20 protein-coding genes are annotated in these 23,960 nt (G+C 71.6%); 10 read left to right on the top strand and 10 right to left on the bottom strand.

The window, feature by feature from the left end:
• The first annotated feature begins 24 nt into the window (after window positions 1-24).
• From ACIOHP_RS20665 to ACIOHP_RS20655, 3 genes are read left to right on the top strand one after another with little or no spacing between them, the layout of a single operon-like run.
• Window positions 25-1,821: an alpha-galactosidase D gene (locus ACIOHP_RS20665; RefSeq protein ID WP_401889402.1), complete on the top strand. Its 1,797-nt coding sequence runs from the start codon at window positions 25-27 to the stop codon at window positions 1,819-1,821.
• Between the two features lie 20 nt (window positions 1,822-1,841).
• On the top strand, window positions 1,842-4,187 hold the full coding sequence (locus tag ACIOHP_RS20660; protein WP_401889400.1) for a glycosyl hydrolase family 95 catalytic domain-containing protein: 2,346 nt from the start codon (window positions 1,842-1,844) through the stop codon (window positions 4,185-4,187).
• The gene (locus tag ACIOHP_RS20655; protein WP_401889397.1) at window positions 4,184-5,383 is read left to right on the top strand and encodes an SGNH/GDSL hydrolase family protein; all 1,200 of its coding nucleotides are present in this window, start codon (window positions 4,184-4,186) and stop codon (window positions 5,381-5,383) included. The genes ACIOHP_RS20660 and ACIOHP_RS20655 overlap by 4 nt, the downstream gene beginning before the upstream one ends.
• On the opposite strand, the gene ACIOHP_RS20650 is transcribed toward ACIOHP_RS20655, so the two are convergent.
• The 5 genes from ACIOHP_RS20650 to ACIOHP_RS20630 all read right to left on the bottom strand — a co-directional run bounded on the left by ACIOHP_RS20650 (window position 5,384) and on the right by ACIOHP_RS20630 (window position 12,249).
• Window positions 5,384-8,302, bottom strand: coding sequence for an AAA family ATPase (locus ACIOHP_RS20650; protein WP_401889395.1), 2,919 nt, complete (start codon window positions 8,300-8,302; stop codon window positions 5,384-5,386).
• A 41-nt stretch (window positions 8,303-8,343) separates the two neighbouring features.
• On the bottom strand, window positions 8,344-8,697 hold the full coding sequence (locus ACIOHP_RS20645) for a UBP-type zinc finger domain-containing protein (RefSeq protein ID WP_307034738.1): 354 nt from the start codon (window positions 8,695-8,697) through the stop codon (window positions 8,344-8,346).
• Entirely contained in the window at window positions 8,694-10,151 is a 1,458-nt protein-coding gene (locus ACIOHP_RS20640; RefSeq protein WP_361544548.1) for an ATP-binding protein, read from the bottom strand. Before ACIOHP_RS20640 ends, ACIOHP_RS20645 begins: the two co-directional genes overlap by 4 nt.
• The gene (locus ACIOHP_RS20635) at window positions 10,148-11,824 is read right to left on the bottom strand and encodes an FAD-dependent oxidoreductase (protein WP_401889391.1); all 1,677 of its coding nucleotides are present in this window, start codon (window positions 11,822-11,824) and stop codon (window positions 10,148-10,150) included. The genes ACIOHP_RS20640 and ACIOHP_RS20635 overlap by 4 nt, the downstream gene beginning before the upstream one ends.
• A 65-nt stretch (window positions 11,825-11,889) precedes the next feature.
• Window positions 11,890-12,249, bottom strand: coding sequence for a VOC family protein (locus tag ACIOHP_RS20630; RefSeq protein WP_361544554.1), 360 nt, complete (start codon window positions 12,247-12,249; stop codon window positions 11,890-11,892).
• Between the two features lie 61 nt (window positions 12,250-12,310).
• Here ACIOHP_RS20630 and ACIOHP_RS20625 point away from each other — a divergent pair, with 61 nt between their 5' ends.
• Window positions 12,311-13,183, top strand: a complete 873-nt coding sequence (locus ACIOHP_RS20625; protein ID WP_401889388.1) for a universal stress protein — start codon at window positions 12,311-12,313, stop codon at window positions 13,181-13,183.
• A gap of 1 nt (window position 13,184) precedes the next feature.
• On the opposite strand, the gene ACIOHP_RS20620 is transcribed toward ACIOHP_RS20625, so the two are convergent.
• From ACIOHP_RS20620 to ACIOHP_RS20610, 3 genes are all read right to left on the bottom strand, one after another.
• Window positions 13,185-14,420 carry a DUF4032 domain-containing protein gene (locus ACIOHP_RS20620; RefSeq protein ID WP_361488744.1) on the bottom strand — a complete coding sequence of 412 codons (1,236 nt, stop codon included), beginning with the start codon at window positions 14,418-14,420 and terminating at the stop codon, window positions 13,185-13,187.
• A gap of 41 nt (window positions 14,421-14,461) precedes the next feature.
• Entirely contained in the window at window positions 14,462-15,208 is a 747-nt protein-coding gene (locus ACIOHP_RS20615; RefSeq protein ID WP_401889385.1) for an MBL fold metallo-hydrolase, read from the bottom strand.
• A 174-nt stretch (window positions 15,209-15,382) separates the two neighbouring features.
• On the bottom strand, window positions 15,383-16,009 hold the full coding sequence (locus tag ACIOHP_RS20610; protein WP_401889384.1) for an alpha-ketoglutarate-dependent dioxygenase AlkB: 627 nt from the start codon (window positions 16,007-16,009) through the stop codon (window positions 15,383-15,385).
• Window positions 16,010-16,127: 118 nt separating this feature from the next.
• On the opposite strand from ACIOHP_RS20610, the gene ACIOHP_RS20605 reads away from it, so the two are divergent.
• Window positions 16,128-16,847 carry a TetR/AcrR family transcriptional regulator gene (locus tag ACIOHP_RS20605; RefSeq protein WP_401889382.1) on the top strand — a complete coding sequence of 240 codons (720 nt, stop codon included), beginning with the start codon at window positions 16,128-16,130 and terminating at the stop codon, window positions 16,845-16,847.
• 16 nt (window positions 16,848-16,863) lie between these two features.
• The gene (locus ACIOHP_RS20600) at window positions 16,864-18,537 is read left to right on the top strand and encodes an FAD-binding dehydrogenase (protein ID WP_361488736.1); all 1,674 of its coding nucleotides are present in this window, start codon (window positions 16,864-16,866) and stop codon (window positions 18,535-18,537) included.
• Between the two features lie 21 nt (window positions 18,538-18,558).
• Here the strand turns inward: ACIOHP_RS20600 and ACIOHP_RS20595 are convergent, their stop codons facing one another.
• Complete coding sequence (locus ACIOHP_RS20595; protein WP_401889381.1) at window positions 18,559-18,906, bottom strand: DUF488 domain-containing protein; 348 nt, start codon at window positions 18,904-18,906, stop codon at window positions 18,559-18,561.
• A gap of 141 nt (window positions 18,907-19,047) precedes the next feature.
• Here ACIOHP_RS20595 and ACIOHP_RS20590 point away from each other — a divergent pair, with 141 nt between their 5' ends.
• Genes ACIOHP_RS20590 through ACIOHP_RS20575 form a run of 4 tightly spaced genes read left to right on the top strand, consistent with a single transcriptional unit; the run spans window position 19,048 to window position 23,735 of the window.
• Window positions 19,048-20,433, top strand: a complete 1,386-nt coding sequence (locus ACIOHP_RS20590) for a M1 family metallopeptidase (protein ID WP_401889378.1) — start codon at window positions 19,048-19,050, stop codon at window positions 20,431-20,433.
• 41 nt (window positions 20,434-20,474) lie between these two features.
• The gene (locus ACIOHP_RS20585; protein WP_401889375.1) at window positions 20,475-21,206 is read left to right on the top strand and encodes a L,D-transpeptidase family protein; all 732 of its coding nucleotides are present in this window, start codon (window positions 20,475-20,477) and stop codon (window positions 21,204-21,206) included.
• Window positions 21,207-21,225: 19 nt separating this feature from the next.
• A complete protein-coding gene (locus tag ACIOHP_RS20580; RefSeq protein ID WP_401889373.1) occupies window positions 21,226-21,906 on the top strand; it encodes a response regulator in 681 nt (226 codons plus the stop codon).
• Complete coding sequence (locus ACIOHP_RS20575; RefSeq protein ID WP_401889371.1) at window positions 21,903-23,735, top strand: sensor histidine kinase; 1,833 nt, start codon at window positions 21,903-21,905, stop codon at window positions 23,733-23,735. Before ACIOHP_RS20580 ends, ACIOHP_RS20575 begins: the two co-directional genes overlap by 4 nt.
• Here the strand turns inward: ACIOHP_RS20575 and ACIOHP_RS20570 are convergent.
• Window positions 23,691-23,945, bottom strand: coding sequence for a WhiB family transcriptional regulator (locus ACIOHP_RS20570; protein ID WP_401889368.1), 255 nt, complete (start codon window positions 23,943-23,945; stop codon window positions 23,691-23,693). The two genes, ACIOHP_RS20575 and ACIOHP_RS20570, sit on opposite strands and share 45 nt — an antisense overlap.
• Window positions 23,946-23,960 lie beyond the last annotated feature (15 nt).

Here is a 23,960-nt window from a genome sequence, read left to right as displayed (position 1 = left end):
CCCACGACCCAGGAGGTACGGCCCATGCGGTCATCCTCGTACTCCGTCATGCCCGCACGCACCCTCAGAGCCCTCGTGGTCCTGGCCCTCGCCGCCGGTGCCGTCACCGTCGCCCCGACGGCCGGCGCCGAGACCGCCGCCCCCGCCCTCGCTGCCAAGCCCTACATGGGCTGGACCAGCTGGAGCATGCAGTCGTCCAAGTACCCCGGCCTCAACCCGGACGGCGACTACAGCTACCTCACCGAGGCCAACGTCCTCAAGCAGAGCGACGCGATGGCCGCCAAGCTCAAGAAGTTCGGCTACGAGTACGTCAACATCGACGCCGGCTGGTGGATGGACAAGACCTGGAAGTCAGGGTTCGACGGGTACGGACGCCAGAAGGCCGACCCGGTCCGTTTCCCCAGCGGCATGAAGGCCGTCGCCGACCGCATCCACGCCAAGGGCCTCAAGGCCGGCATCTACCTGCCGGCCGGCCTGGAGAAGGGGGCCTACGGCGAGGGCAGGACGCCGATCTGGAACGCCGACGGCTGCACCACCGCCGACATCGTCTACGGCGACCTGCGCACCACCAACGGCTGGGACAGCTCCTACAAGCTCGACTTCTCCCGCCCCTGCACCGCGAAGTACATCGACTCCCAGGCCCGGTTGATCGCCGACTGGGGCTACGACTTCCTCAAACTCGACGGCGTGGGCCCCGGCTCCGGCAAGAGCGGCGACCAGTACGACAACGTTGCCGACGTGGCCGCGTGGAACAAGGCGATCGCCGCCACCGGCCGCCCGATCCACCTCGAACTGTCCTGGTCCCTCGACATCGGCCACGCCGCGGACTGGAAGAAGTACTCCCAGGGCTGGCGCGTCGACACCGACGTCGAGTGCTACTGCAACACCCTCGTCAGCTGGGAGAACTCCGTCGACGACCGCTGGGACGACACCCCCGCCTGGACCCGGCACGCCGGTCCGGGCGGCTGGAACGACCTCGACTCCCTCGACGTCGGCAACGGCGAGATGGACGGTCTCACCAAGGCGGAACGGCAGAGCTACGCCACCCTGTGGGCCATCGCCAAGTCGCCCCTCTACACCGGCGACGACCTCACCCGCCTCGACTCCTACGGCCTGTCCCTGCTGACCAACCGCGAGGTCATCGCCCTCAACCAGGGCGCCAACCCGCCCGCGCACCCGGTCACCCCGTCCGACCCCCAGCAGGTGTGGGCCGCGAAGAACCCCGACGGCACCTACACCGTCGCCCTGTTCAACCTCGCCGACGCCCCCGCCGCCGTCACCGCCGACTGGACGACCCTCGGCTTCACCGGGAAGGCGACGGTCCGGGATCTCTGGAACCACGAGAACCTCGGCACCTACAAGAACAGGATCACCCAGGCCCTGCCGGCCCACGGCTCCCGCCTGTTCACGGTCACCCCGCGCGGAGACCGGCTCACCTGGACGGGCATCGAGGCCGAGTCCGCCACGAACACCCTCGCCGGCAACGCCTCCGTCGCCGACTGCTCCGCCTGCTCCGACGGAAAGAAGGTCGGCAACGTGTACCTCGGCGGCAAGTTGACCTTCAACGACGTCCTCGTCGCCCGGGCGGGCACCTACCAGATCAAGGTCTCGTACATCAGCGGCGACGCCCGCTCGGTGGACGTCTCGGCGAACGGTGGCGGCGCCACCCGCCACAAGCTCCCCGCCACCGGCGACTGGGGGACCGTGTCCAGCGTGTACGTGCCCGTGACGCTCAAGGCCGGCTCCAACACGATCACCTTCGACAGCGGCACGGGCTACGCACCGGACATCGACCGGATCGACGTACCGAAGTCGTCCTGAACGACCCTCCAGGAGCCGCCATGACCCCCGAACCGTCCAGACGCAACCTCCTCGCCCTCGCCACCGCGACCGGAGCCCTCGCCACGCTCCCCGCCTTCACCGCCTCGGCCGCACCGCGGCGGCCCGACGCCTCGTACGACACCGCCGCACACGACGAGCTCCGGTGGCAGGCCCCCGCCGACGAGCACTCGATGATCGAACAGGGCCTGCCCCTCGGCAACGGCCGTCTCGGCGCCCTCGCGAGCAACGACCCCGGCCGCGAACTCCTTCTCGTCACCGACGCCACGATGTGGACCGGCGGCCTCAACGACACGCTCGACGCCGACGGACAGTTCCCCTACGGCCGAGCGGACTTCGGCTCCTTCACCCTGCTCGCCCGGCTCGCCGTCGACATCCCCGACCACGACCTGTCCGCGGTCTCCGGCTACCGCCGCACCCTCGACCTCGACCGAGGCGTGCTCACCACGTCGTACGTCCGCTCCGGAGTGACGTACCGGCGGCAGATCTTCGCCAGCCGGCCCGACGACGTGATCGTCCTGCACTTCTCCCAGAGCGGAGGCGGCCGGTACTCCGGCACGGTGACGCTGGCGGGGACGCACGGCGAGGGGAGCGCGGTGTCGTTCGGGGCGGCCTTCGCCAACGGGCTGCGCTACGGGGCCGCCGTCACGGCGTACGGCACCGGTGGCACGGTCACCACCGGCGGCTCGGGCATCTCCTTCGCCCGCTGCAAGGACCTCACCGTGGTGCTCAGCGGCGGCACCAACTACGCGCCCGACGCCGCCACCCACTACCGGGACCCCTCCCTCCACCCGGAGAAGCTGGCCCGCACCAAGGTCCGGGCCGCCGCCCGCCACACGGCGGACACCCTGCTGCGCACCCATGTCGCCGACCACCGCGCCCTGTTCGGGCAGTTCGACGTCTCCCTCGGCACGTCGTCCGAGGAGCAGCGCTCCCTCGACACCTGGGAGCGGATCCGAGCGCGCGCCCGGGACGGCGTCCCCGATCCCGAACTGGAAGCCCAGTACCTGCAGTTCGGCCGGTACCTGATGATCGCGGGCTCACGCGGCAGCCTCCCCCTCAACCTCCAGGGGCTGTGGCTCGACGGCAACGACCCCGACTGGATGGGCGACTACCACACCGACATCAACCTCCAGATGAACTACTGGATGGCCGACCGGGCCGGACTGTCCGAGTGCTTCGACGCCTTCACCGACTACTGCGTCGACCAGCTCCCGTCCTGGACCGAACTGACCCGGACCCACTTCAACGATCCGCGCAACCGCTACCGCAACTCGACCGGAAAGATCGCCGGCTGGACCGTCGCCATCTCCACCAACATCCACGGCGGGATGGGCTGGTGGTGGCATCCGGCGGGCAACGCCTGGCTGTGCGACTCCCTCTGGGAGCACTACGAGTTCACCGGGCGCCGCTCCCATCTGGAGAAGATCTACCCGCTGCTCAAGGGCGCCTGCGAGTTCTGGGAGGCCCGACTCCTCACCATCACCCTCCCGGGCACCACCGAGGAGGTACTCGTCGCGGACAGCGACTGGTCGCCCGAGCACGGACCGCTCGACGCCAGGGGCATCACCTACGCCCAGGAACTCGTCCGGTCGCTCTTCGGCAACTACTGCGCCGCGGCGGCGGAGTTGAAGAAGGACACCGGCCTCGCCGACCGGATCGCGGGCCTGCGCAAACGGCTGTATCTGCCGCGGGTCAGCCCCACCACGGGCTGGCTGGAGGAGTGGATGTCCCCCGACAACCTCGGCGAGACCACCCACCGCCACCTCTCCCCGCTCGTCGGCCTCTTCCCCGGCGACCGCATTCGACCCGACGGCTCCACCCCCGCCGCCCTCGTGGAAGGCGCCACCGCCCTGCTCACCGCGCGCGGCATGGAGAGCTTCGGCTGGGCGAACGCCTGGCGGAGCCTGTGCTGGGCCCGGCTCAAGAACGCGGACAACGCCTACCAGCTGGTCGTCAACAACCTCCGTCCCTCGACCGACGGCCGCAACGGCACCGCCTTCAACCTCTTCGACATCTATGAGGTGGAACAGGGCCGGGGCATCTTCCAGATCGACGGCAACTTCGGCACCCCGGCCGCGATGATCGAGATGCTGCTGTACTCACGCCCGGGCCACCTCGAACTCCTCCCGGCCCTCCCGGACGCCTGGGCCGAGTCCGGCTCCCTCACCGGGGCCGGTGCGCGCGGCGGTTTCGTCGTCGATCTACGGTGGAGGGATGGGAAACCGACCGAGGCACGCATCCGCAGCATCGGCGGCCGCACCACGACGGTCGCGTACGCCGGGACCTCCCGGACCGTGGCACTGGAGCCCGGTGCTTCCGTGACGCTCAAGGACCTCGACCGATGACGGGCCGCCCCGCCCGGACCGTCCGTCTGCTCGTCGTCACGCTCATGGCCGCCTTCCTCCAGGCCGCACCGGCGCGAGCCGCCGTCCAGGGCCCGCCCGACGGGGTCGTCACCTGGGGCGCGAGCGCCGACCGCATCGGTGAGGCGGTCGCCGACCGCGGCTACCGCATGGTGGTGCACACCAGCGTCGGCGGCCGTGACCCGCGCATCCGGCTCTCCAACGCCTTCGGCGACCGACCGGTGACCTTCGACAGCGTCTACGCGGGCCTCCAGAAGGAGGGACCCGAACTCGTCCACCGCACCAACCGCCGACTCACCTTCGACGGCTCGACATCCGTCACCGTCCCGCCCGGCGCCACGGCGTACAGCGACCCGCTGCCGGGCAGACTGCCCGCCGGGAGCGACCTGGTGGTCAGCGTCCACACGCCGGACGCGGCGGGCCCGCTCACCGGCCACTGGATGGCCATGCAGACCTCGTACGCCACCCAGGGCGACCACACCGCCGAGGAGGGCGGCGCGCACTGGACCGAGACCGTCGGATCCTGGTTCTACCTGGACGCGGTGTCGGTGCGCGCCGACGCCGGTGCCGTGGCCGCCCTCGGAGACTCCATCACCGACGGCTGGCAGTCCACGACCGACGTCAACCGCCGCTGGCCCGACTACCTGGCCCGTCGGCTCCAGAAGTCGCAGAACGTGGTCAAGGGCGTGGCCAACGAAGGGATCTCCGGCAACAAGGTGCTGGCGGACGGCGCCGGGCAGAGCGCCCTGAACCGGCTGGACCGGGACGTGCTCTCCCAGCCCGGCGTGCGGACCGTGTTCCTCTTCGAGGGCGTCAACGACATCAAGGCCCACACCGGCGTCACCGCCCAGGACCTGATCGACGGCTACCGGGAGATCCTCGACCGGGCGCACGCGGCCGGCACCTGCGTGGTCGGCGCCACGATCGCGCCCTTCAAGGGCTGGTCGGAGTGGGACCCGGCCGCCGAGGCCGTACGCCAGGAGGTCAACGCGTTCATCAGGGACAGCGGCGAGTTCGACGCGGTCACCGACTTCGACCGGATCCTGCGCAGCCCCTACGACCGGGAGCGGATGCTCCCCGCCCTGGACGGCGGGGACCACATCCACCCCAACGACAAGGGGATGCAGGCCATGGCGGACGCCGTCGACCTGCGGAGCCTCGACTGCCCGGACCGTTGATCACTCCGGGGCGATCAGGCCTTCCCGATAGGCGACGGCCACCGCCTCGGTACGGCTCGCGGCACCCAGCTTGGCCAGGATGTTGGAGACGTGCACGCTCGCCGTCTTGCCGCTGATGAACAGCTCCTCGCCGATCTGCCGGTTGCTGCGGCCCAGCGCGAGGAGCCGCAGCACGTCCTGCTCGCGGGCGGTCAGGGGCGAGGGGCCGTCCGCGTTCTTCGGTGCCGCCGACAGGCGGCCCCGGCGTATCAGCGTGTCCGCCTCCTCCAGCAGGAGGGTGGCCCCGAGCCGTACGGCCGTCTCCCGCGCCGCACCGGCCTCGACGGCCGCCTCCTCGCGGCGCTCGGCCGTCAACAGGGCCTCGGCGTACCGGAGTCGGCAGCGCGCGTGCTCGTAGGTGTCACCGAAGTCGAACGCGGCGATCGTCTTCTCCCAGGCCGCCACGTCCGGCCCGGTCATCGCCCGAACCCATTCCGCCTCGGCGCGCGCCAGCCACGCCTGCCCCTCCGGCCCCTGCGGAGTGCCGTCCTCCCCGCGCGCGGCCGTGTGCCGCGCCACGTCCACCAGTTCGTCCGCCGTGGCCTTCCACCGTCCCGCGCCCGCCTCGTCGCCGGTGAGGCGCAGCCCGGCGGCCGTGTCGGCGACCGCGGACAGCGCGCGGGCGGCGAGCCGGACCGTGACGTCGGGGCGCGTGCCCGCGTCGTCGGTGAGGGCCTTGACCGTCGACCACAGCTGCTCCACCGCGGCCTCGGCGTCACCGCGCAGTGCCGCCGCCTCGGTCAGCGCGATGCCCGCGACGAGCGTGGCCATCCAGTCGAAGGGTCCCTGGAGGAGGGCGCGGGCCCGGTCGGCGGCCGTGAAGTCACCGCGCGCGAGGGCGACATAGAGCGCGGGCCCGGCCGCGTACCCACTGAGCACGGGCAGCTCGGCCCTGCCGGACACCGCGCGCAGGCACTCGTCCCAGCGGCCCAGCGTGTAGAGCACCACGAGCTGGAGATGGCGCATCGCCCGGGGGTAGGCCGAGGACAGCAGCCCGGCCCGGCGGGCCCGGTCGAGGCCCTCGGCCAGCAGGGGCAGCGACTCCTCGAGGTCGCCGGTCTCGTAGGAGCCGATGGCGAGGTTGAACAGCGCGCGCATCTCCACGGGGGCGTTGCCCGCGGCGTGGGCCAACTCCCTTGCCTCGCTGATGAGTCCGCGGCCCTCCGGGGTGCCGCGGCCGCCACTTTCGAGGGCGGCGAGGGAAATGATCAGGTCCGCCCGGGCGTCCTTCGCGTCCAGGTGCTCGGCCACGCGCAGGGCCTCGCGGGCGACCCGGAGCGCGGTCTCGTTCTCGCCGACGTGGCGGGCGGCCATGACATGGGTGGCGGCCGCCCACACCCAGGTCCGCGACGGCGGATCGGCCGGGATGAGGGCGAGGGCCTCGCTGCTGTACCGGAACGCCGCGGTGAGGTTGTCGACGTCGATCAGGTTCCCGGCGAGCGTGTAGCGGACACGGGCGGCGAGTTCGGAGTCGGCGTCCTGGTCGGTACCGGCCAGCGCGGCCCGGGTGAGGGAGACCGCGCGGTGCAGCTCTCCGGCGTGCGCGGCCGCCGCGGAGGCACGCAGGGTGAGCGTGACCCGCTCGTCCGAGGGGCGATCGGCCGGTTCCACCGCCGACCACAGGTCCAGGGCCGTCTCGAGGTGCCGCAGCTCCTCGGCGGGTGCGCCGACCCGCTGGGCGTGGTCCGCGGCCTCCAGCGAGGCGGCCAGCGCCTCGGCCAGGTCATGGCTCTCGCGGTAGTGGTGGGCGCGCTCGGCGGCGGACTCGGCCCGGTGCCCGTGGCCGGCCAGCAGGCGGGCGAACGCGCCGTGCAGCCGGGCCCGTTCACCCGGGAGCAGATCGGCGTAGACGGCCTCCCGGGCCAGTGCGTGCCGGAAGGAGTACGTGTCGCCGTCCCCGGGCACCAGGAGTTGCCGTCCGACGGCCTCCCGCAGTGCCGACTCCAGCTCGTCCTCGGGAAGGCGGACCGCGTCCCGCAGCAGTGCGTGCTCGACACGGCGCCCGGCGACGGCGGCGGTACGCAGCACCTGCTGGGCGGTCTCCGAGAGCTGCTCGAAGCGGATGAGCAGCACGTCGGCCAGCCCGCTGGGCACCCCGCCCGCCTCGGTGTCGGTGGCCGCGACCAGTTCCTCGGCGTAGAAGGCGTTGCCCTCGGCCCGGGCCACGATGCCCCGGACCGTGGCGTCCGGGAGCGGCCGGTCCTGCAGCGCCTGCACGAGCCGTGTCACCTCGGCATCGCCCAGCGGCCGCAGTTCCAGCCGCTCCACAGCGGGCAGTCGCACGAGCTCGGCGAGCAGCGGCCGCAGCGGATGACGCCGATGCAGATCGTCCGCCCGGTACGACGCGAGGACCGCCAGCCGATGGGTGGGCGCCCCGCCCGCCGACCGCTGCAGGATGCCCCGGCTGAGCAGGAACCTCAGCAGGTCCCGCGAGGACTGGTCGGCCCAGTGCAGGTCCTCCAGCACGAGCAACAGCGGTGCGACATCGGCCAGATCGGCCAGCAGCCCCGCCATGCCCTCGAACAGTTGCAGGCGTCCGCCGTCGCCCTCGCCCCCCAGCAGCCGCCCGGCCACCGGATGCCCCGACAGCACGGGAGCGAACCGCTCGTCGGAGGCGAGGACCCCCAGGATCTCGGTGAACGGCAGATACGGCAGTCCGACGTCCCCGAGATCCACACAGTGCCCGGTGAGCACGGTCATCCCGGCACGGGCGGCCCGCTCGGCGGCTTCGCCGAGGAGCCGTGTCTTGCCGACTCCGGCATCCCCGGCGATCAGAACCGCACGCGCTTCACCACCGCGGGCACGCGACAGCACACCGTCGAGCCGGGCGAGTTCGTCGGCACGGCCGATGAGCGGAGAAGAAAAGGAGGTCGGAGGCACAAAGACATCCTGTCACCAAAGCACGGACGCCCCCGAGCCAATTAGCCCCGCAACGTCTTCGCCCAGTCCGCCGGAACCCGTCCCTCAGGGCCGGGCGCGGGCTGATCCACCGGATGACTGTCCGGTGCCGCGAGCGAGGGCCCGGACTCGAACATCTCCTTGGTCGCGAAGTTCCAGTACCACTGCTCACCCGGCTCGAAGCTCTGCACCAACGGATGCCCGGTCTCCTGGAAATGTGCCGTGGCGTGTTTCGCGGGCGAGGAGTCGCAGCACCCCACATGCCCGCACTGCGCGCACCGTCGCAGATGGAACCACCACCCGCCCGCGGCATCGCACTCGACGCACCCGTTCCCGCTCGGCGGCACGTCGGCGTCGAGTCCCTGGATCTCGGTCATTCCCACTCCTCGCTCGTCTCACTTTCCGCTGCGGTGAGCGGAAGCAGCACCTGGAACCGCGTGTCCCCGGGCCGGGACTCCACCTGAAGCGTCCCGTGATGCTTGTTCACCACGATCCGCCACGAGATGTCGAGGCCGAGCCCCGTCCCCTCGCCCACCGGCTTCGTGGTGAAGAACGGATCGAAGATCCTGTTGCGGATCTCCTGCGGCACCCCCGGCCCCGTGTCCCGGAACTCCACCAGCAGCCGCTCATGGTCGAGCGCCGTCCGTACGGTCAAGGTGCCTTCCCCGCCCGCACTGTTCATCGCGGCGACCGCGTTGTCGATCAGGTTGGTCCACACCTGGTTGAGTTCCGCGGGGTACGCCGGGATCTTCGGGAGCGTCCGGTCGTAGTCCTTGACGACCTTGATCCGCTGTCCGACCTTGCCGGACAGCATCAGCAGGGTGCTGTCCAGGAGTTCGTGCACATCGGCGTTCTGGAAGGGCGCCCGGTCGAGCTGCGAGTACTGCTTGGCGGCGTCGACGAGGTGGGAGATGCGGTTGGTGGAGTCGTTGATCTCGTCCATCAACAGCTCGGTCTCGACGGTGTAGTTGAGCCAGCCGATCGCGTTGGGCAGCAGTTCCTCGTCCACGGCCGCGGCGACCTGGTCCAGCCAGTCCACGTCGAGACCGGCCTGGACGAAGGTGGGGGCGAGCCGCCAGCCGTTCTGGATGTCGTGGTCGTCCAGCCAGTCGGTGACCGCGTCCTCCCGGTCCGAGGCCTCCAGCGGGCTCAACGTCGGTGCCTTGGCGACGCGTTCGGCCGTGCGGTCCTGGATGTCGATGAGGTTCGCCATGACCTCGGGCGCGTAGTTCCCCTGGGCGATGACGGCGAGCTTGTGCCGCATCTTGCCCACGCGCTCCCGCAGGGTCGCGGTGGCCCGTACCGCGGCGGCCGCCGGGTTGTTGAGCTCGTGGGTGAGGCCGGCGGACAACGAGCCCAGCGCGAGGAGCCGTTCACGCTGGCCGATGGCCCGCTGGGTGCTCTGCGCGCCGAAGAACAGCCCCTCCAGCAGGTGGACCGCCATCGGGAACCACTCCTGCATGAAGTCCGAGAACTTCTCACCGGGCAGCACGAAGAACCGCGTCGGCTCCGTGACCCGCATGGAGTTCTTGTAGACCTGCTGCACCCGGTCCCCGAGATAGGCCTGCATGGACCCCGCGTACACCCCGCGCTGCGAGGTCCGCGTGACCTCCACGTCGTCGCCGCCGACCCGGCGGGAGAGCACGACGGTGCCCTCGATCATCACGTAGAAGCAGGTGGCGGGCTCGCCCTCGGTGTAGACGGGCCCGGGTTCGAACTTCTCCACCCGTCCGGAACTGCACAACTGCCCCAGCTGTTCGGGGGACAGCTTCTCGAACAGGAACAGCGCCCCGATCTCCGTGGGGCTGCACGGGACGAGCTGCCCGCTCATGACTGCTCCAGGTACCGGTGGACGAGCATCACGGCCATGGCTCCCTCTCCGACGGCGGACGCGACCCGCTTGGCGGACTCGGCGCGGGCGTCTCCCGCCACGAACACGCCGGGGACGTTGGTCTCCAGGTGGTACGGCGGCCGGTCCAGCTCCCAGTCCGCCGGCGGCCGTCCGTCGGCGGTCAGGTCGGGCCCGGACAGGATGAAGCCGTGGTCGTCGCGCAGCACCGTGCCGTCCAGCCAGCCGGTCAGCGGGGCCGCGCCGATGAACACGAACATCCACTGCGCGTCGACGAGTTCGGTCTTTCCGGTGTCCACATCGCGCAGGGTGAGCTGCTCCAGGTGGTCGGAGCCGTGGGCGGACTCGACGACGGTACGCGCGCGTACCGAGATGTTGGGGGCCTCGCTGATCTGCTGGATCAGGTAGTGCGACATCGACGCCGCCAGGTCGGGGCCGCGCACCAGCAGGGTCACCGACTTGGCGCCCCGGGACAGGTACATCGCCGCCTGTCCCGCGGAGTTGGCGCCGCCGACGATGTAGATGTCCTGTCCCTGGCAGGAGGACGCCTCGGTCAGCGCCGAGCCGTAGTACACCCCGCAGCCGGTCAGATCGGTGCAGCCGGGCGCCTCCAGCGTCCGGTACGACACCCCGGTCGCGAGGATCACGCTGTGCGCGGCGACCGCGGACCCGTCCGAGAACCGCACGGTCCGCGCGGCCCCGTTCACCTCCAGGCCGGCCACCTCACGGGCGGTGAGGATCTCGGCGCCGAACTTCGCCGCCTGCCGCCGGGCCCGGTCGGTGAGCTGCCCGCCCGACACTCCGTCGGGGAAGCCGAGGTAGTTCTCGATGCGGGAGCTCTGCCCGGCCTGCCCGCCGGTGGCCGACCGCTCCACGAGAACGGTCCGCAGCCCTTCCGAGGCGCCGTACACCGCGGCCCCGAGCCCGGCCGGGCCGCCGCCGATGACGACGAGGTCGTAGAAGTCCGCGGTGGGCGTCGTGGCCAGGCCCACGTGCGCGGCCAGATCGGGTGCCTCGGGCTCGACCAGGGGCGTGCCGTCCGGGGTGATGACCACCGGCAGCCGCTGTCCGTCCTGGCCCGCGGCGGCCAGCAGCCGCTGCCCCTCGGGCTCCTCGGTCGAGTACCAGCGGTAGGGCACCTGGTTGCGGGCCAGGAACTCCCGCACGTCCGAGGAGCGCGCCGACCAGCGGTGCCCGACGACCTTGGTGGCGGGCACCGGACGGTACTCGCTGCACCGCCAGGCCTCCAGGAGGTCGTCCAGGACCGGGTAGAGCTTCTCCTCCGGCGGGTCCCACGGCTTGAGCAGGTAGTGGTCCAGATCCACGACGTTGATCGCGTCGATCGCCGCGTTGGTGTCCGCGTACGCCGTCAGCAGCACCCTGCGCGCGCCCGGGTAGACGTCGAGGGCCTGCTCCAGGAACTCGATGCCGTTCATCTGCGGCATCCGGTAGTCGGCCAGGATCACCGCCACCAGGTCCCCGCGCAGCTTCAGCTCGCGCAGCGCCTCCAGCGCGGACTCACCGGACTCCGCGCGCACGATCCGGTACGACTCGCCGTAGCGCCGCCGCAGGTCCCGGGCGACGGCACGGGAGACCCCCGGGTCGTCGTCCACGGTCAGGATGACGGTCCGCGCTGATTCGGCGGCCTGTGCCATACGTCTCCCACCCCGAGAGTTCGGCTGCGATGCGGCCCATCGTATGTTCGAAAGCCCCGCTCTGCTCAGGTTCGCGGTCGGTGATCGCTGAGCACGCAGAACTCGTTGCCCTCGGGGTCCTCGAGTACCACCCAGGACTGCTCGCCCTGCCCGACGTCCGCGTGCCGGGCGCCGAGTGCCAGGAGGCGGGCGACCTCGGCGGCCTGGTCGTCCGGGCGGAAGTCCAGGTGGAGGCGGTTCTTGACGGTCTTGCCCTCCGGGACCGGGCTGAAGAGCAGGCCGGGCAGGCGGTCCTTCTCCGGGCGGATCTCGTACTCGTCGGGGGCGTCGTTCACGACCACCCAGCCGAGCGCCTCGGCCCACCAGCGGCCCAGGGCCTCCGCGTCGTGGGCATCCACGTTCACTTGCTCCCACACCAGGCTCATACAGTCAGCGTAGTGAAGACCCGGCCCGAGGGACGTGGCCACGACACAGGGAGACAGCTGTATGACGCGCCCGATCACCGCAGGAGTGGACGGATCCGAGGAGAGTCTCGCCGCACTGGACTGGGCGGCCCGGGAGGCGGTCCGCCGCGACCTGGCGTTGCGGGTGGTCCAGGCCTGGCGGTTCGAGGCGTACGACGCCGTCGAGGTGGCCACCCCGGACACCCAGGCCGGGTGGGTGCGGGAGACGGTGGCCGAGGCGACCCGGGCCGTCACCGGGCGGTACCCGGGACTCACCGTGACCACCGACGTGCTGGAGGGAGGCACCGTCGAGACGCTGGTCGACGCGGCGGCGGACGCCGAGATGCTGGTGCTCGGCTCGCGCGGCCACGGGCCGGTCGTGGGGTTCCTGCTCGGTTCCGTCGGACAGCAGGTGATCGCCGAGACCACGCGGCCCGTCGTCCTCGTGCGGGCCGGGGACCAGCCCGCCGCCGAGGCCGCGGGCCGCGAGGTCGTCGTGGGCCAGCAGGGCGAACCGGAGGACAGCGCCGCCGCCCTGCGGTTCGCGTTCGAGACCGCCGCGTCGCGCGGGGCGACCGTGCGTGCCGTACGGGCCTGGACCCTGCCGCCGGTGTTCGCCTACAGCCCCGGCTCGCTGAAGCTGCTCGACGAGGCCGGGGGACTGGAACCGCGTGAGCAGCAGGCGCTGGGCGCGGCCCTGGAGCCGCTGCGGGAACAGTTCCCCGACGTCCCGGTGGTGGAGCACGTCGAGATGGGCAGTGCGGGACAGGTGCTGCTGTCGGTGACGGGGCGGGCCCAGCTGATGGTCGTCGGCCGGCGCGCCCACCGCACCGCAGTGGGCGCCCGGATCGGCTCCGTCGCCCATGGCGTACTGCATCACGCGGAGTGCCCGGTGGCGGTGGTCCCGCCCGTCTGAGTCAGGCCTCGACGGTGGGCTGGAGCGTCTCCCGCGCCTTGGGCAGGACGTTCTTGATGTAGTCCTCGACCGCCGTGTCCAGGCCGATGTCGTGCTGCGCCCGCTCCGACAGGTACCAGCGGTGTTCGAGCAGCTCGTGGTAGATCTCGGCCGGGTCCATCGACCCGCGCTGTTCCAGCGGCACCGCGCGCACGGTCGGGCGGAAGACGTCCCGCACCCAGCGGTGGGCGAGGACCTCGGGGCGGGCGCCGAGGGGGTCGCCCGGGGCGTAGTCGTCCTGGGTGGCCATCCAGCTCTCCAGGTCGTTCAGCAGCCGCCGGGCCTGGTTCTCCTCGGTGTCCAGGCCCGTCAGCCGCAGCAGCTGGCGCTGGTGGTGGCCGGCGTCCACGACCTTGGGCACAAAGGTGACCGTGTCACCGTTGGCCGCGTGCTCGATCTGCATCTCGGCCACGTCGAAACCGAGCTCGTTGAGACGGCGGATCCGGCGCTCGATGTAGTGGTACTTGCCCGCCGGGTAGACGGACGTGCGGGTCAGCTCCTCCCACAGGCCGCGGTAGCGCGCGCAGATCTCCATGCCGAACTCGATCGGGTCGACGGAGGGGTGCAGCGCCCCGGAGGCCTCCAGGTCGAGGAGTTCGCCGCTGATGTTCACGCGGGCGAGGTCGAGGTCGTACTCGCGCTGGCCGTTGCTGAGCTGGGGGTGCAGTTCGCCGGTCTCGGCGTCGACGAGATAGGCGGCGTAGGCGCCCGCGTCCCGGCGGAAGAGGGTGTTGGACAGGGAGCAGTCGCCCCACGCGAACCCGGCCAGGTGCAGTCGGACGAGCAGGACGGCCAGGGCGTCCATGAGGCGGTGCATGGTCGCCGGCCGCATCGTCGTCTCGAACATCGACCTGTACGGCATCGAGCCGCCCAGATGGCGGGTGACCAGGACGGACTCCAGCGGGTTGCCGTCCTGATCGGTGCGGCCGGTGACCACGGCCAGCGGATCCACGGAGGGAATGGCGAGCCGGTCGAGATCGCGGAGCATGTCGTACTCGTTGAGGGCGGGCCGCGCGGCGAGTTCCTTGACGGCGATCACCTCGTCGCCGGCGCGGGCGTAGCGCACGATGTGCCGGGATATACCGCGCGGCAGCGGGACCAGGACCTCTTCCGGCCACTGCTCCAGGGGGACGTCCCACGGCAGCTCCAGCAGGAGCGCGGGGTGCTCCGGGTTCGTCGCGCTGATCTGCAGTGCCATGGGCCGTTCGTCCTCGCCTCGCGGGTGATCGTCACCTCACCTTAGAGGGCGCGCTCCCTGGCCTGAAGTGCCGCTTCACGGACCGGACCGCGGTGCGCCGGACCGTGGCCCGGGAGCAGGAGGTCGCCCTCCAGGGCGGCGAGGACGTCCAGCGAGGCCACGGCACGGGCGCGCTCGTGGTGGAACATGTCCGGCAGCAGCTGAGGGCCCTTGACACGCGAGGTCGGGTGGCCGCTCACCAGGGCGTCACCGGAGATCAGTACGCCGGTGTCCGGGAGGTGGAAGGCGGCGTGGCCGTCGGTATGGCCCGGGGTGTGCACGGGGACCGGTCGGCCCGGCAGGTCGAGGGCGCCCTCGGAGGGGAACGCCTCGGGCTCGGTGACCGGGACGTGTGCCTTGCCTCCGGAGCGGATCGCGTGCAGCGCCCATGGCAGGACACCCGGCCGCCAGCCGTTCCGCACCACGTCACCGACGGTCACCTGGTGCAGGAACTCCCGGCGGGCATGCGGCACTTCGGCGTCGTGCAGGTACACGGGCGTGCCGTGCGCGGCGCGCAGGTACTCGGCCGAACCCAGGTGGTCGTTGTGGGCGTGCGTGATCAGCACCGCCGCGACCGCCTCCGGTGAACTGCCCACCTGCACAAGGGAGGCGAGCACCTGTTCGCGGTCCCCGGGGTAGCCGGTGTCGACCAGCGTGACGGCGTCCCCGTCGGTGAGGATCACCCAGTTGGTGTTGCTCCCGTGCACCAGGTAGGTGCCGTCGGCGACTTGCCGCACGTCCGTCTGCATGATCGTCCCGAGGGGTGAGGTGCCTGCTCGACAGGCACAGCAAAGCAGACCGGGCAGGGGCCGTGGTGGGTGGGCCGGGGCCGCCGGAGGAGAAGGGTGAGAGGGAAGGCCGCCTCCGGCGCCGTCCGCCGGAGGCAGCCCCCTGCGTGCTTCCGAAGCAGCCGCCTCTCTGCCTCAGTGCACGCCGTGCGGGCGGAACTGGACGCTGATGCGCGGTCCCGCGGCGCGCGTGGTCTTCGGTACGGAGTGCTCCCAGGTCCGCTGGCAGGAGCCGCCCATCACGATCAGGTCGCCGTGGCCCAGCGGGCGGCGCACGGCGCTGCCGCCGCGCATCGGACGCAGCAGCAGATCGCGGGGAGCGCCGACGGAGAGGATGGCGACCATGGTGTCCTCGCGGGCGCCCCGGCCGATCCGGTCGCCGTGCCAGGCGACGCTGTCCCGGCCGTCGCGGTAGAAGCAGAGCCCGGCCGTGGTGAACGGCTCGCCCAACTCATCGGCATAGTGCGCGGTGAGCGCCTCGCGGGCCTGGGTCAGCGCCGGGTGCGGCAGTGCGTCGTCCACTCCGTAGAACGCGAGCAGTCGCGGTACGTCGACGACGTGGTCGTACATCGTCCGGCGCTCGGCGCGCCACGGAACCTCGGCGGCGAGCTGTTCGAACAGCGCGTCGGAGCCGCTGAGCCAACCGGGGAGTACGTCGATCCAGGCGCCGTGTCCGAGCGTGGTCCGCCGGATCCCGTCGAGGCGGCCCAGGCGGAGCTCGTCCGTCTGGTCGAAGAGCGAGGCCTGGAGGTGCGTGGTCATGGATCCAGCGTACCCCTGATTCGAAAATATGTTCCCATCGAGTGGTGGAGTGCCGGACCCGACTCTTTCGATACATCGTTGTATCGGATACATTCCCGTATCGAACGGAGGGCCGGACATGGCACTGGAGGGCACGACCAAGCGCGTCACCAAGCGCCGGGTCCGCACCCGCGCCAACCTCCTGGACGCCGCGTTCGCGGTCTTCGCCGCCAAGGGCTTCGGGCGGGTCTCCATCGAGGAGGTCTGCGAGGCCGCCGGCTACAGCCGCGGCGCCTTCTACTCGAACTTCGACAGCCTGGACGAGCTGTTCTTCGCCCTCTACCAGCAGCGGGCCGACCTGATCGCCGACCAGGTCTCCGGCGCGCTGGCCCTGGACGGACCCGACCTCGACGTGCCCGCCGCCGTCGACCGTGTCACCGAGGTGCTGCTCCTGGACCGGGACTGGCTCCTGGTGAAGACGGACTTCCTGGTGCACGCCGCCCGGGAACCGGCCGTCGCGCAGACCCTGCTGGAGCACCGGGAGCGGCTGCGCCGGGCGGTCGCCGAACGACTGGCCCGGGCGCAGGGCCACACCGCGCTGCCCGCCGTCCTCGGCGACCTCGACGGGGCCGCCCACGCCGTCGTCGCCGCGTACGACGGGGTCACCACCCAACTGCTGCTGGACCGGGACCTCGAACGGGCCCGGACCTGGCTGGGTCAACTGCTCACCGCGCTGCTGACCGACGGCAGCACTGCACTGTCCCGGGGGACGCCCCCCGGACCCCCGGCAGAGAGACAGGCCGGCACGGACGGCCGGTGCGGATCTCGCGAGGCACGTCCGAACAACACCACCGCATAAGGAAGGGATGGTCGCCATGGATGCCGACGTCATCGTCGTCGGAGCGGGGCTCGCGGGCCTGGTCGCGGCGCATGAACTGACCAGCCGGGGCCGCAGGGTCGCGCTGGTCGACCAGGAGAACGCCGCCAACCTCGGCGGCCAGGCCTTCTGGTCCTTCGGCGGGCTCTTCCTCGTCGACTCCCCGGAGCAGCGGCGCCTCGGCATCAAGGACTCCTTCGACCTGGCCTGGAACGACTGGCAGGGCAGCGCCCAGTTCGACCGCGAGGACGACGAGGACTCCTGGGCGGTGCGCTGGGCGCGCGCCTACGTCGAGTTCGCGGCGGGGGAGAAGCGGTCCTGGCTGGAGGGGCACGGCATCAAGTTCCTGCCGACCGTCGGCTGGGCCGAACGCGGTGACCTGCGCGCACACGGGCACGGCAACTCCGTGCCGCGTTTCCACGTCTCGTGGGGCACCGGCACGGGCGTCGTGGAACCGTTCGTCAATTACGCCAAGCAGGCCGCCCGCGACGGGCTGCTCACCTTCTACTACCGACACCAGGTCGACGCACTGGTCGTGGAGGACGGGCAGGCGCGCGGCGTGCGCGGCACCGTCCTCGCCGAGGACAACTCGGCGCGGGGCGTGAAGTCCAGCCGCGACCGCGTCGGCGACTTCGAACTCACCGCCCAGGCCGTCGTCGTCACCACCGGAGGCATCGGCGCCGACCATGACATCGTCCGCCGCTACTGGCCCGAGCGCCTCGGCACCCCGCCCACCGAGATGGTCACCGGCGTCCCCGCGTACGTCGACGGGCGCATGCTCGACATCAGCGCCGAGGCGGGCGTACGCCTGGTCAACCGCGACCGCATGTGGCACTACACCGAGGGCGTGCAGAACTGGGACCCGATCTGGCCCGGCCACGGCATCCGCATCCTGCCCGGACCGTCCTCCCTGTGGTTCGACGCCCTGGGCCGTCGGCTGCCCGACCCGTGTCTGCCCGGCTACGACACCCTCGGCACCCTGAAGTACCTGCGCACCACCGAGGACATCGCCGGTTACGACCACTCGTGGTTCATCCTCACCCAGAAGATCATCGAGAAGGAGTTCGCGCTGTCGGGCTCCGAGCAGAACCCCGACATCACCGCCAAGGACCGGATCGGGTTCCTCAAGGAGCGGGTGTTGGGCAAGGGCGCCCCGGGGCCGGTCGACGCGTTCCTGCGCAATGGGGCGGACTTCGTGACCGCGCCGGACCTGGAGCAGCTCGTCGAGAAGATGAACGCCCTGACCGACAAGCCGCTCCTCGACGCGGCCACGGTGCGCCGGCAGATCGAGGCCCGCGACCTCCAGATCGCCAACCCGTACAGCAAGGACGCCCAGGTCCAGGGCATCCGCAACGCCCGCCGCTACATCGGCGACAAGCTCGGCCGGGTCGCCACCCCGCACCGCATCCTCGACGCGGACGCCGGCCCGCTGATCGGCGTCAAGCTGCACGTCCTGACCCGCAAGACCCTCGGCGGCATCCAGACCGACCTGGACTCCCGCGCCCTGGACGCCGACGGCAACCCGATCGGCGGACTGTACGCGGCGGGTGAGGTGGCCGGCTTCGGCGGTGGCGGTGTGCACGGCTACAACGCGCTGGAGGGCACCTTCCTCGGCGGCTGCCTGTTCTCCGGGCGGGCGGCGGGACGGGCGGCGGCGCGGCAGACCGCGTGAGGCGCCCCGGCTGAGAGCCCTTCAGCCCAACAGGCGTGCGAGTACGGCCGCGTGGCTCTCCTCGGGAGCCTTCGCGGCCGTCAGCAGCGTGAGGGGCCCCTTGCGGGCCAGCTCGCGCACATGGTCCAGGAGTTCGGCCGCCTCGGGTGCGGCCAGCTCCGCCTCGTATCGCCCGGCGAACTCCTCGTAGGACCCCTCACCCGCGTGGTACCAGCGGCGCAGCTCGGTCGACGGGGTCATGGCCTTGGGCCACTCGTCCACCCGCGCGGCGTCCTTGGACAGGCCGCGCGGCCACAGCCGGTCGACCAGGACGCGTACGCCGTCCTCCGGCTCGGGCGACTCGTAGACGCGGCGCACACGAACGCTCATGGTGGGGCCTTCCACGGGGGCTGGTGATGTGCCGGGAGCGTACTTCGGGGAGCGGCACGACTTGACCGGCTCAAGGGTGAGTTCCCCCGAGATCACCTTTAGTGTGAAGCCGTCTGCCACCCCCCAACCGCAGGAGCGCACGTGCCTCAGGCCGTCAGACGCACCTTCGTCCTCGGAACCGTCCCCGTCGCCCTGGTGGCGCTGCTCGGAGCGGCCGCACCCCCGTCGCCCGGCTCGTCCGGCGCCGGCGACCCGTACTTCCCGCTGGCCGGCAACGGCGGCTACCACGTCGGCCACTACGACCTGACCCTGCGCTACGACACGGACAGCCGCCACCTCGACGGCAAGGCCGTCCTCTACGCCCGCGCCACGCAGAAGCTCAGCCGCTTCGACCTCGACCTGAACGGACTGAAGGTCACGGGCCTGACCGTCGGCCGGGACAAGGCGGACTTCCGCCGCGACGGCCAGGAACTCGTCGTCACCCCGCGCAAGACCCTGCACAAGGGCCAGCGGTTCCGCGTCACCGTCACCTACAACGGCAAGCCGGCCCCGGTCACCGACCCGGACGGCTCGCTCGACGGCTGGATCCCCACGGACGACGGCGCCTTCGTCGCGGGGGAGCCGCAGGGCGCGATGACCTGGTTCCCCGCGAACAACCACCCCAAGGACAAGTCGTCGTACGACTTCACGATCACCGTTCCGAAGGGGCGCACCGCCGTCGCCAACGGCGTGTTCCTGGGGCAGTCGACCGCCCACGGGCGGACCACGTTCCGCTGGCGCCAGTCCGAGCCCATGGCGGCCTATCTGGCCACGGCGACGGTCGGGAAGTTCACCGTGGAGCGGTACACGACCCGCGACGGCATCCAGGTCTACAACGCCGTCGACCCGCGCGAGGCCGATGCCGCCGCGCCGGTCCTGAAGAAGCTGCCGTCCGTCCTGGCCTGGGAGAGCAAGCTCTTCGGGCCCTACCCGTTCAAGGCCGCCGGGTCGATCGTCGACCGGGCCCCGAACGTCGGGTACGCGCTGGAGACACAGACCCGGCCCGTGTACGACCAGGCCCCCGACCTGAGCACCCTCGTCCACGAGAGCGCCCACCAGTGGTTCGGCGACTCCGTCAGTCTGACCTCGTGGAAGGACATCTGGCTCAACGAGGGATTCGCGACCTACGCCGAGTGGCTCTACGCCGAACAGCACGGCGGCGACGGCGCGCAGAAGACCTTCGACGCGCTGTACGCCCGCCCGGCGAGCGACGAGCTGTGGGAGTTCCCGCCCGGTGACCCGGGCAGCGGCGCGAACATCTTCGGCACGCCCGTCTACGCCCGGGGCGCGATGGCCCTGCACCAACTCCGCAAGGCCGTGGGGGACCGGGTGTTCTTCCGGATCCTGCGGGCCTGGGCCGGCGAGCACCGCGACGGACACGGGACGACCGCGCAGTTCGTGCGGCTGGCCGAGCGGGAGTCGGGGAACGACCTCGACGGCCTGTTCCAGGAGTGGGTGTACGGGCAGGGCAAGCCGACCGCTCCCTAGAACCTGACGAGTTCCAAACAACTGTCGGCGAAGGTCGACGCATGATCACACGCAGACCCCACGTTGCGCTGTTGGCCGCCTCCCTCGTGCTCACCGGGTGCGGGGGAGGGGCGCCGGAGACCCCCGAGCGGCGGCCGACCACCACGACGATCCAGCCCGCGCCGACCATCTCGCTGGAGGTCGCCCCGCAGCAACTGCCCGGCCTGGGGCCCAGGACATGGGCGAAGGTGCCGGACGACGCCCGCCAGGCCGTCGTCGTCACCGGACGCGGCAAGGACTCCGCGCGGTCCACCGTCGTCCTGTACGAGCGCACCGACGCGGGATGGGAGGCCGGGGAGACCTGGCCCGCCCACAACGCGCTGCGCGGCTGGAGCGACGACCACCGCGCCGGCGACCTGCACTCGCCCATCGGCGTCTTCGGCCTCACCGACGCCGGCGGACGCCTCCGCGACCCCGGCACCCGGCTGCCGTACGACCACGGCACAGGCTTCACCGCGACCGGCACCGGCTTCGAGGGCGAAACCCTGGCGGGCTCCTTCGACTACGTGATCGCCATCAACTACAACCGCAGGCCAGGCACTTCACCCCTCGACTGGACCCGCCCCCTCGGCGCGGGCCGCGGCGGCGGGATATGGCTGCACGTCGACCACGGCGGGCCCACCCATGGCTGCGTCAGCATCGCCGAGGAGCACATGAAAGAGCTTCTGCTGGCACTGGACCCGGCCCGCCGTCCGGTCGTCGTCATGGGCGACGCCGACTCCCTGGCCCGCTGAGCGGCTTAGGATCCGCCAGGTGTGCGCACATGTGCTGGTCGCCGAGGACGACGAGATGCAGGCCGAACTCATACGCCGCTCCCTGCTGGCGGAGGGCCACACCGCCACCGTGGTCCACGACGGCGGCGCCGCCCTCGACGCGGTGCGACGGCTGAGACCCGACCTGGTCGTGCTGGACCTGATGCTGCCCGTGATCGACGGCCTCGGCGTGTGCCGGGCGCTGCGGCGGGCGGACGACATCCCGGTGCTCATGCTCACCGCCCGCTCCACCGAGGACGACGTGCTGCTCGGCCTGGACGTGGGCGCCGACGACTACATGACCAAGCCCTACAGCCCTCGTGAGCTGATGGCCCGGATCCGCACGATCCTGCGGCGCAGCGGGCGCACCGCGGACGTCGTACGGGTCGGGGGGCTTCAGGTCGATCCCGTACGGCACGAGGTGCGGTGCGAGGGCGAGGAAGTGGAGTGCACGCCCGCCGAGTTCGCGATCCTGCTCGCCATGGCCGCCGAACCCGAGCGGGTGTTCTCCCGGCGGCAGCTGCTGGAGTGCACCCGTGGCATCGACCGGGCCTCCACCGAGCGGGCCGTGGACGTCCACATCATGAACCTGCGGCGGAAGACCGAGACGGATCCGCGCAGGCCGGTCCGGCTGCTGACCGTGTTCGGCGTCGGCTACAAGCTCAGCGGCGGCCGCGGATGAGCCGCCGCATACCCCTGCGCAAGCGCCTCTCGGTGCGGCTGCTGATCACGTCCGTGCTCATCGCCGTGTGCTCGGTGGCCGCGACCGCCTGGCTGGCGGTGGAGACCACCACCCGTGCGCTGCGGGAGGAACAGGGGCAGGTCCTCGCCGAGGACATGGACGTCCTGGCCCGGCTGAGCGGGTACGCGGCAACTCACCCGCATTGGCGGGGAGTCGGGCCGCTCGTCCGCACGCTGTCCGAGAAGACGGGCCGGCGGATCGCCCTGACCACCACCGACCGCCGCACCCTCGCGGACTCGGCGCCGCCCGGCACCTCGCTGCCGCCGCGCGCAGCGGCCACCGTGGACCCCCTGCGGACCGACACCTACACCGAGCGCGGTGCCCAGCGCAGCGGCATCGATCCACGGGTGGTGGGACCGTACTGGCTGACGGCCCAGGAGCGGGCCAGGCTGGGGAAGCTGGCCGTGGTGCGGCAGCAGTGCTTCGCCCGCAACGGCATCAAGACCACGATCGCCAGGATGCCGAGCGGCCGCCCGTTCCTGAGCGAGGACGTCGAGACGCCCCTCGAGTGCGCCGACGGGAAGCTCAACACCCCGACCGCCGGGGAGGAGAAGGCCCTCGCGGACCTGATGGAACGTGCCCGCGGCTGTCTGGGCGGCCAGGACCTGAAGGCCGTCGCGCCGCTGTTCCTCTCCCTGGACGGCACCGACCGGGGCGTGGGCGGCCGCTATCAGGTGGGAAAGACCGATGTGGAGCCCGGGTCGGCGGCGGCCCGTACCGCGCGGAACTGCGTCGACAGCGCGCGCCGCGCCCAGCTCGACCCCTTTGTCGCGCCGGCCGCGGAGCTGTTCCTGGGCGGCGGGGATCGCACCGCCGTGCGGTTCGACATGTCACCGGCCAACAAGGCCAAGGTCGTCGGTGTCGCCGGACTCGTGCTCGCCGTCACCGTCGCCGTGACCGCCCTCGTCGCCACACGGCTCGTCCGGCCGCTGCGCGCGCTCACTGCGGCGGCCCAGCAGCCGCCGGAGCTGCACGCGCGGGTGCCCGTGACCACGCGGGACGAGACCGGCATCCTCGCGGCGGCCTTCAACGACCTCGCCGAACGCCGGGAACGACTGGAGGCGCAGCGCAAGGCCATGGTCAGCGACATCGCCCACGAACTGCGCAGTCCGCTCACCAATATCCGCGGCTGGCTGGAGGTCACCAAGGACGGGGTCGTGGCACCGGATCCGGAACTGCTCGCGTCCCTGCACGAGGAGGCCCTTGTCCTCCAGCGGGTCATCGACGACCTCCAGGACCTCGCCGCCGCCGACGCGGACACGCTGCGGCTGCACCGGGAGCCCGTCCGCGCCGACGAGCTGATCGGCCAGGTCGCCGCGGCGTACCGGGTGGCCGCGGACACGGCGGGCGTCGCCCTGCGCACCGAGACGGACGGTACGCCGTGGCTGGACGCCGACCCGGTGCGGATGCGGCAGGCGCTCGGCAACCTCGTCTCCAACGCGCTTCGGCACACGCCCGGGGGCGGGACCGTCACCCTCGCGGCACGGTGCGAGGGTGACGACGTCGTCCTCGAAGTCGCCGATACCGGCAGCGGGATCACGGCCGAGGAGCTACCGCAGGTCTTCGACAGGTTCTGGCGGGCCGAGAAGTCCCGCAGCCGTCGTACCGGCGGCAGCGGGCTCGGCCTGCCGATCGTCCGTCACCTGGTCGCCGCGCACGGCGGCACGGCTCAGGCGACGAGCGAACCCGGCGAGGGCAGTGTCTTCACCCTCCGGGTGCCGGCCCTAGCCGGAGGCGCGCCCGGCCCTGGCCCGGCGCCGTTGCAGTGAACGTCGCTCGGCCTCGCTCGTGCCGCCCCAGACACCGATCGCCTGCCCGGTGTCCATGGCCCACTCCAGGCACCGTGTCTGCACGGGGCAGCGGTGGCAGACCGCCTTCGCCTGTTCCGTCTGCACCAGTGCCGGGCCGGTGTTTCCGATCGGGAAGAAGAGGTCGGGGTCCTCGTCGCGGCATACGGCATGGTCTCGCCAGTTCTCCATTGATGTCACCTGCGT

Source organism: Streptomyces sp. NPDC087859 (assembly GCF_044742595.1).
GTDB classification, from domain to species: domain Bacteria; phylum Actinomycetota; class Actinomycetes; order Streptomycetales; family Streptomycetaceae; genus Streptomyces; species Streptomyces canus_F.
Note: the sequence above shows the minus strand (reverse complement) of the source record. Positions and strands in the feature narration are given on the sequence as shown.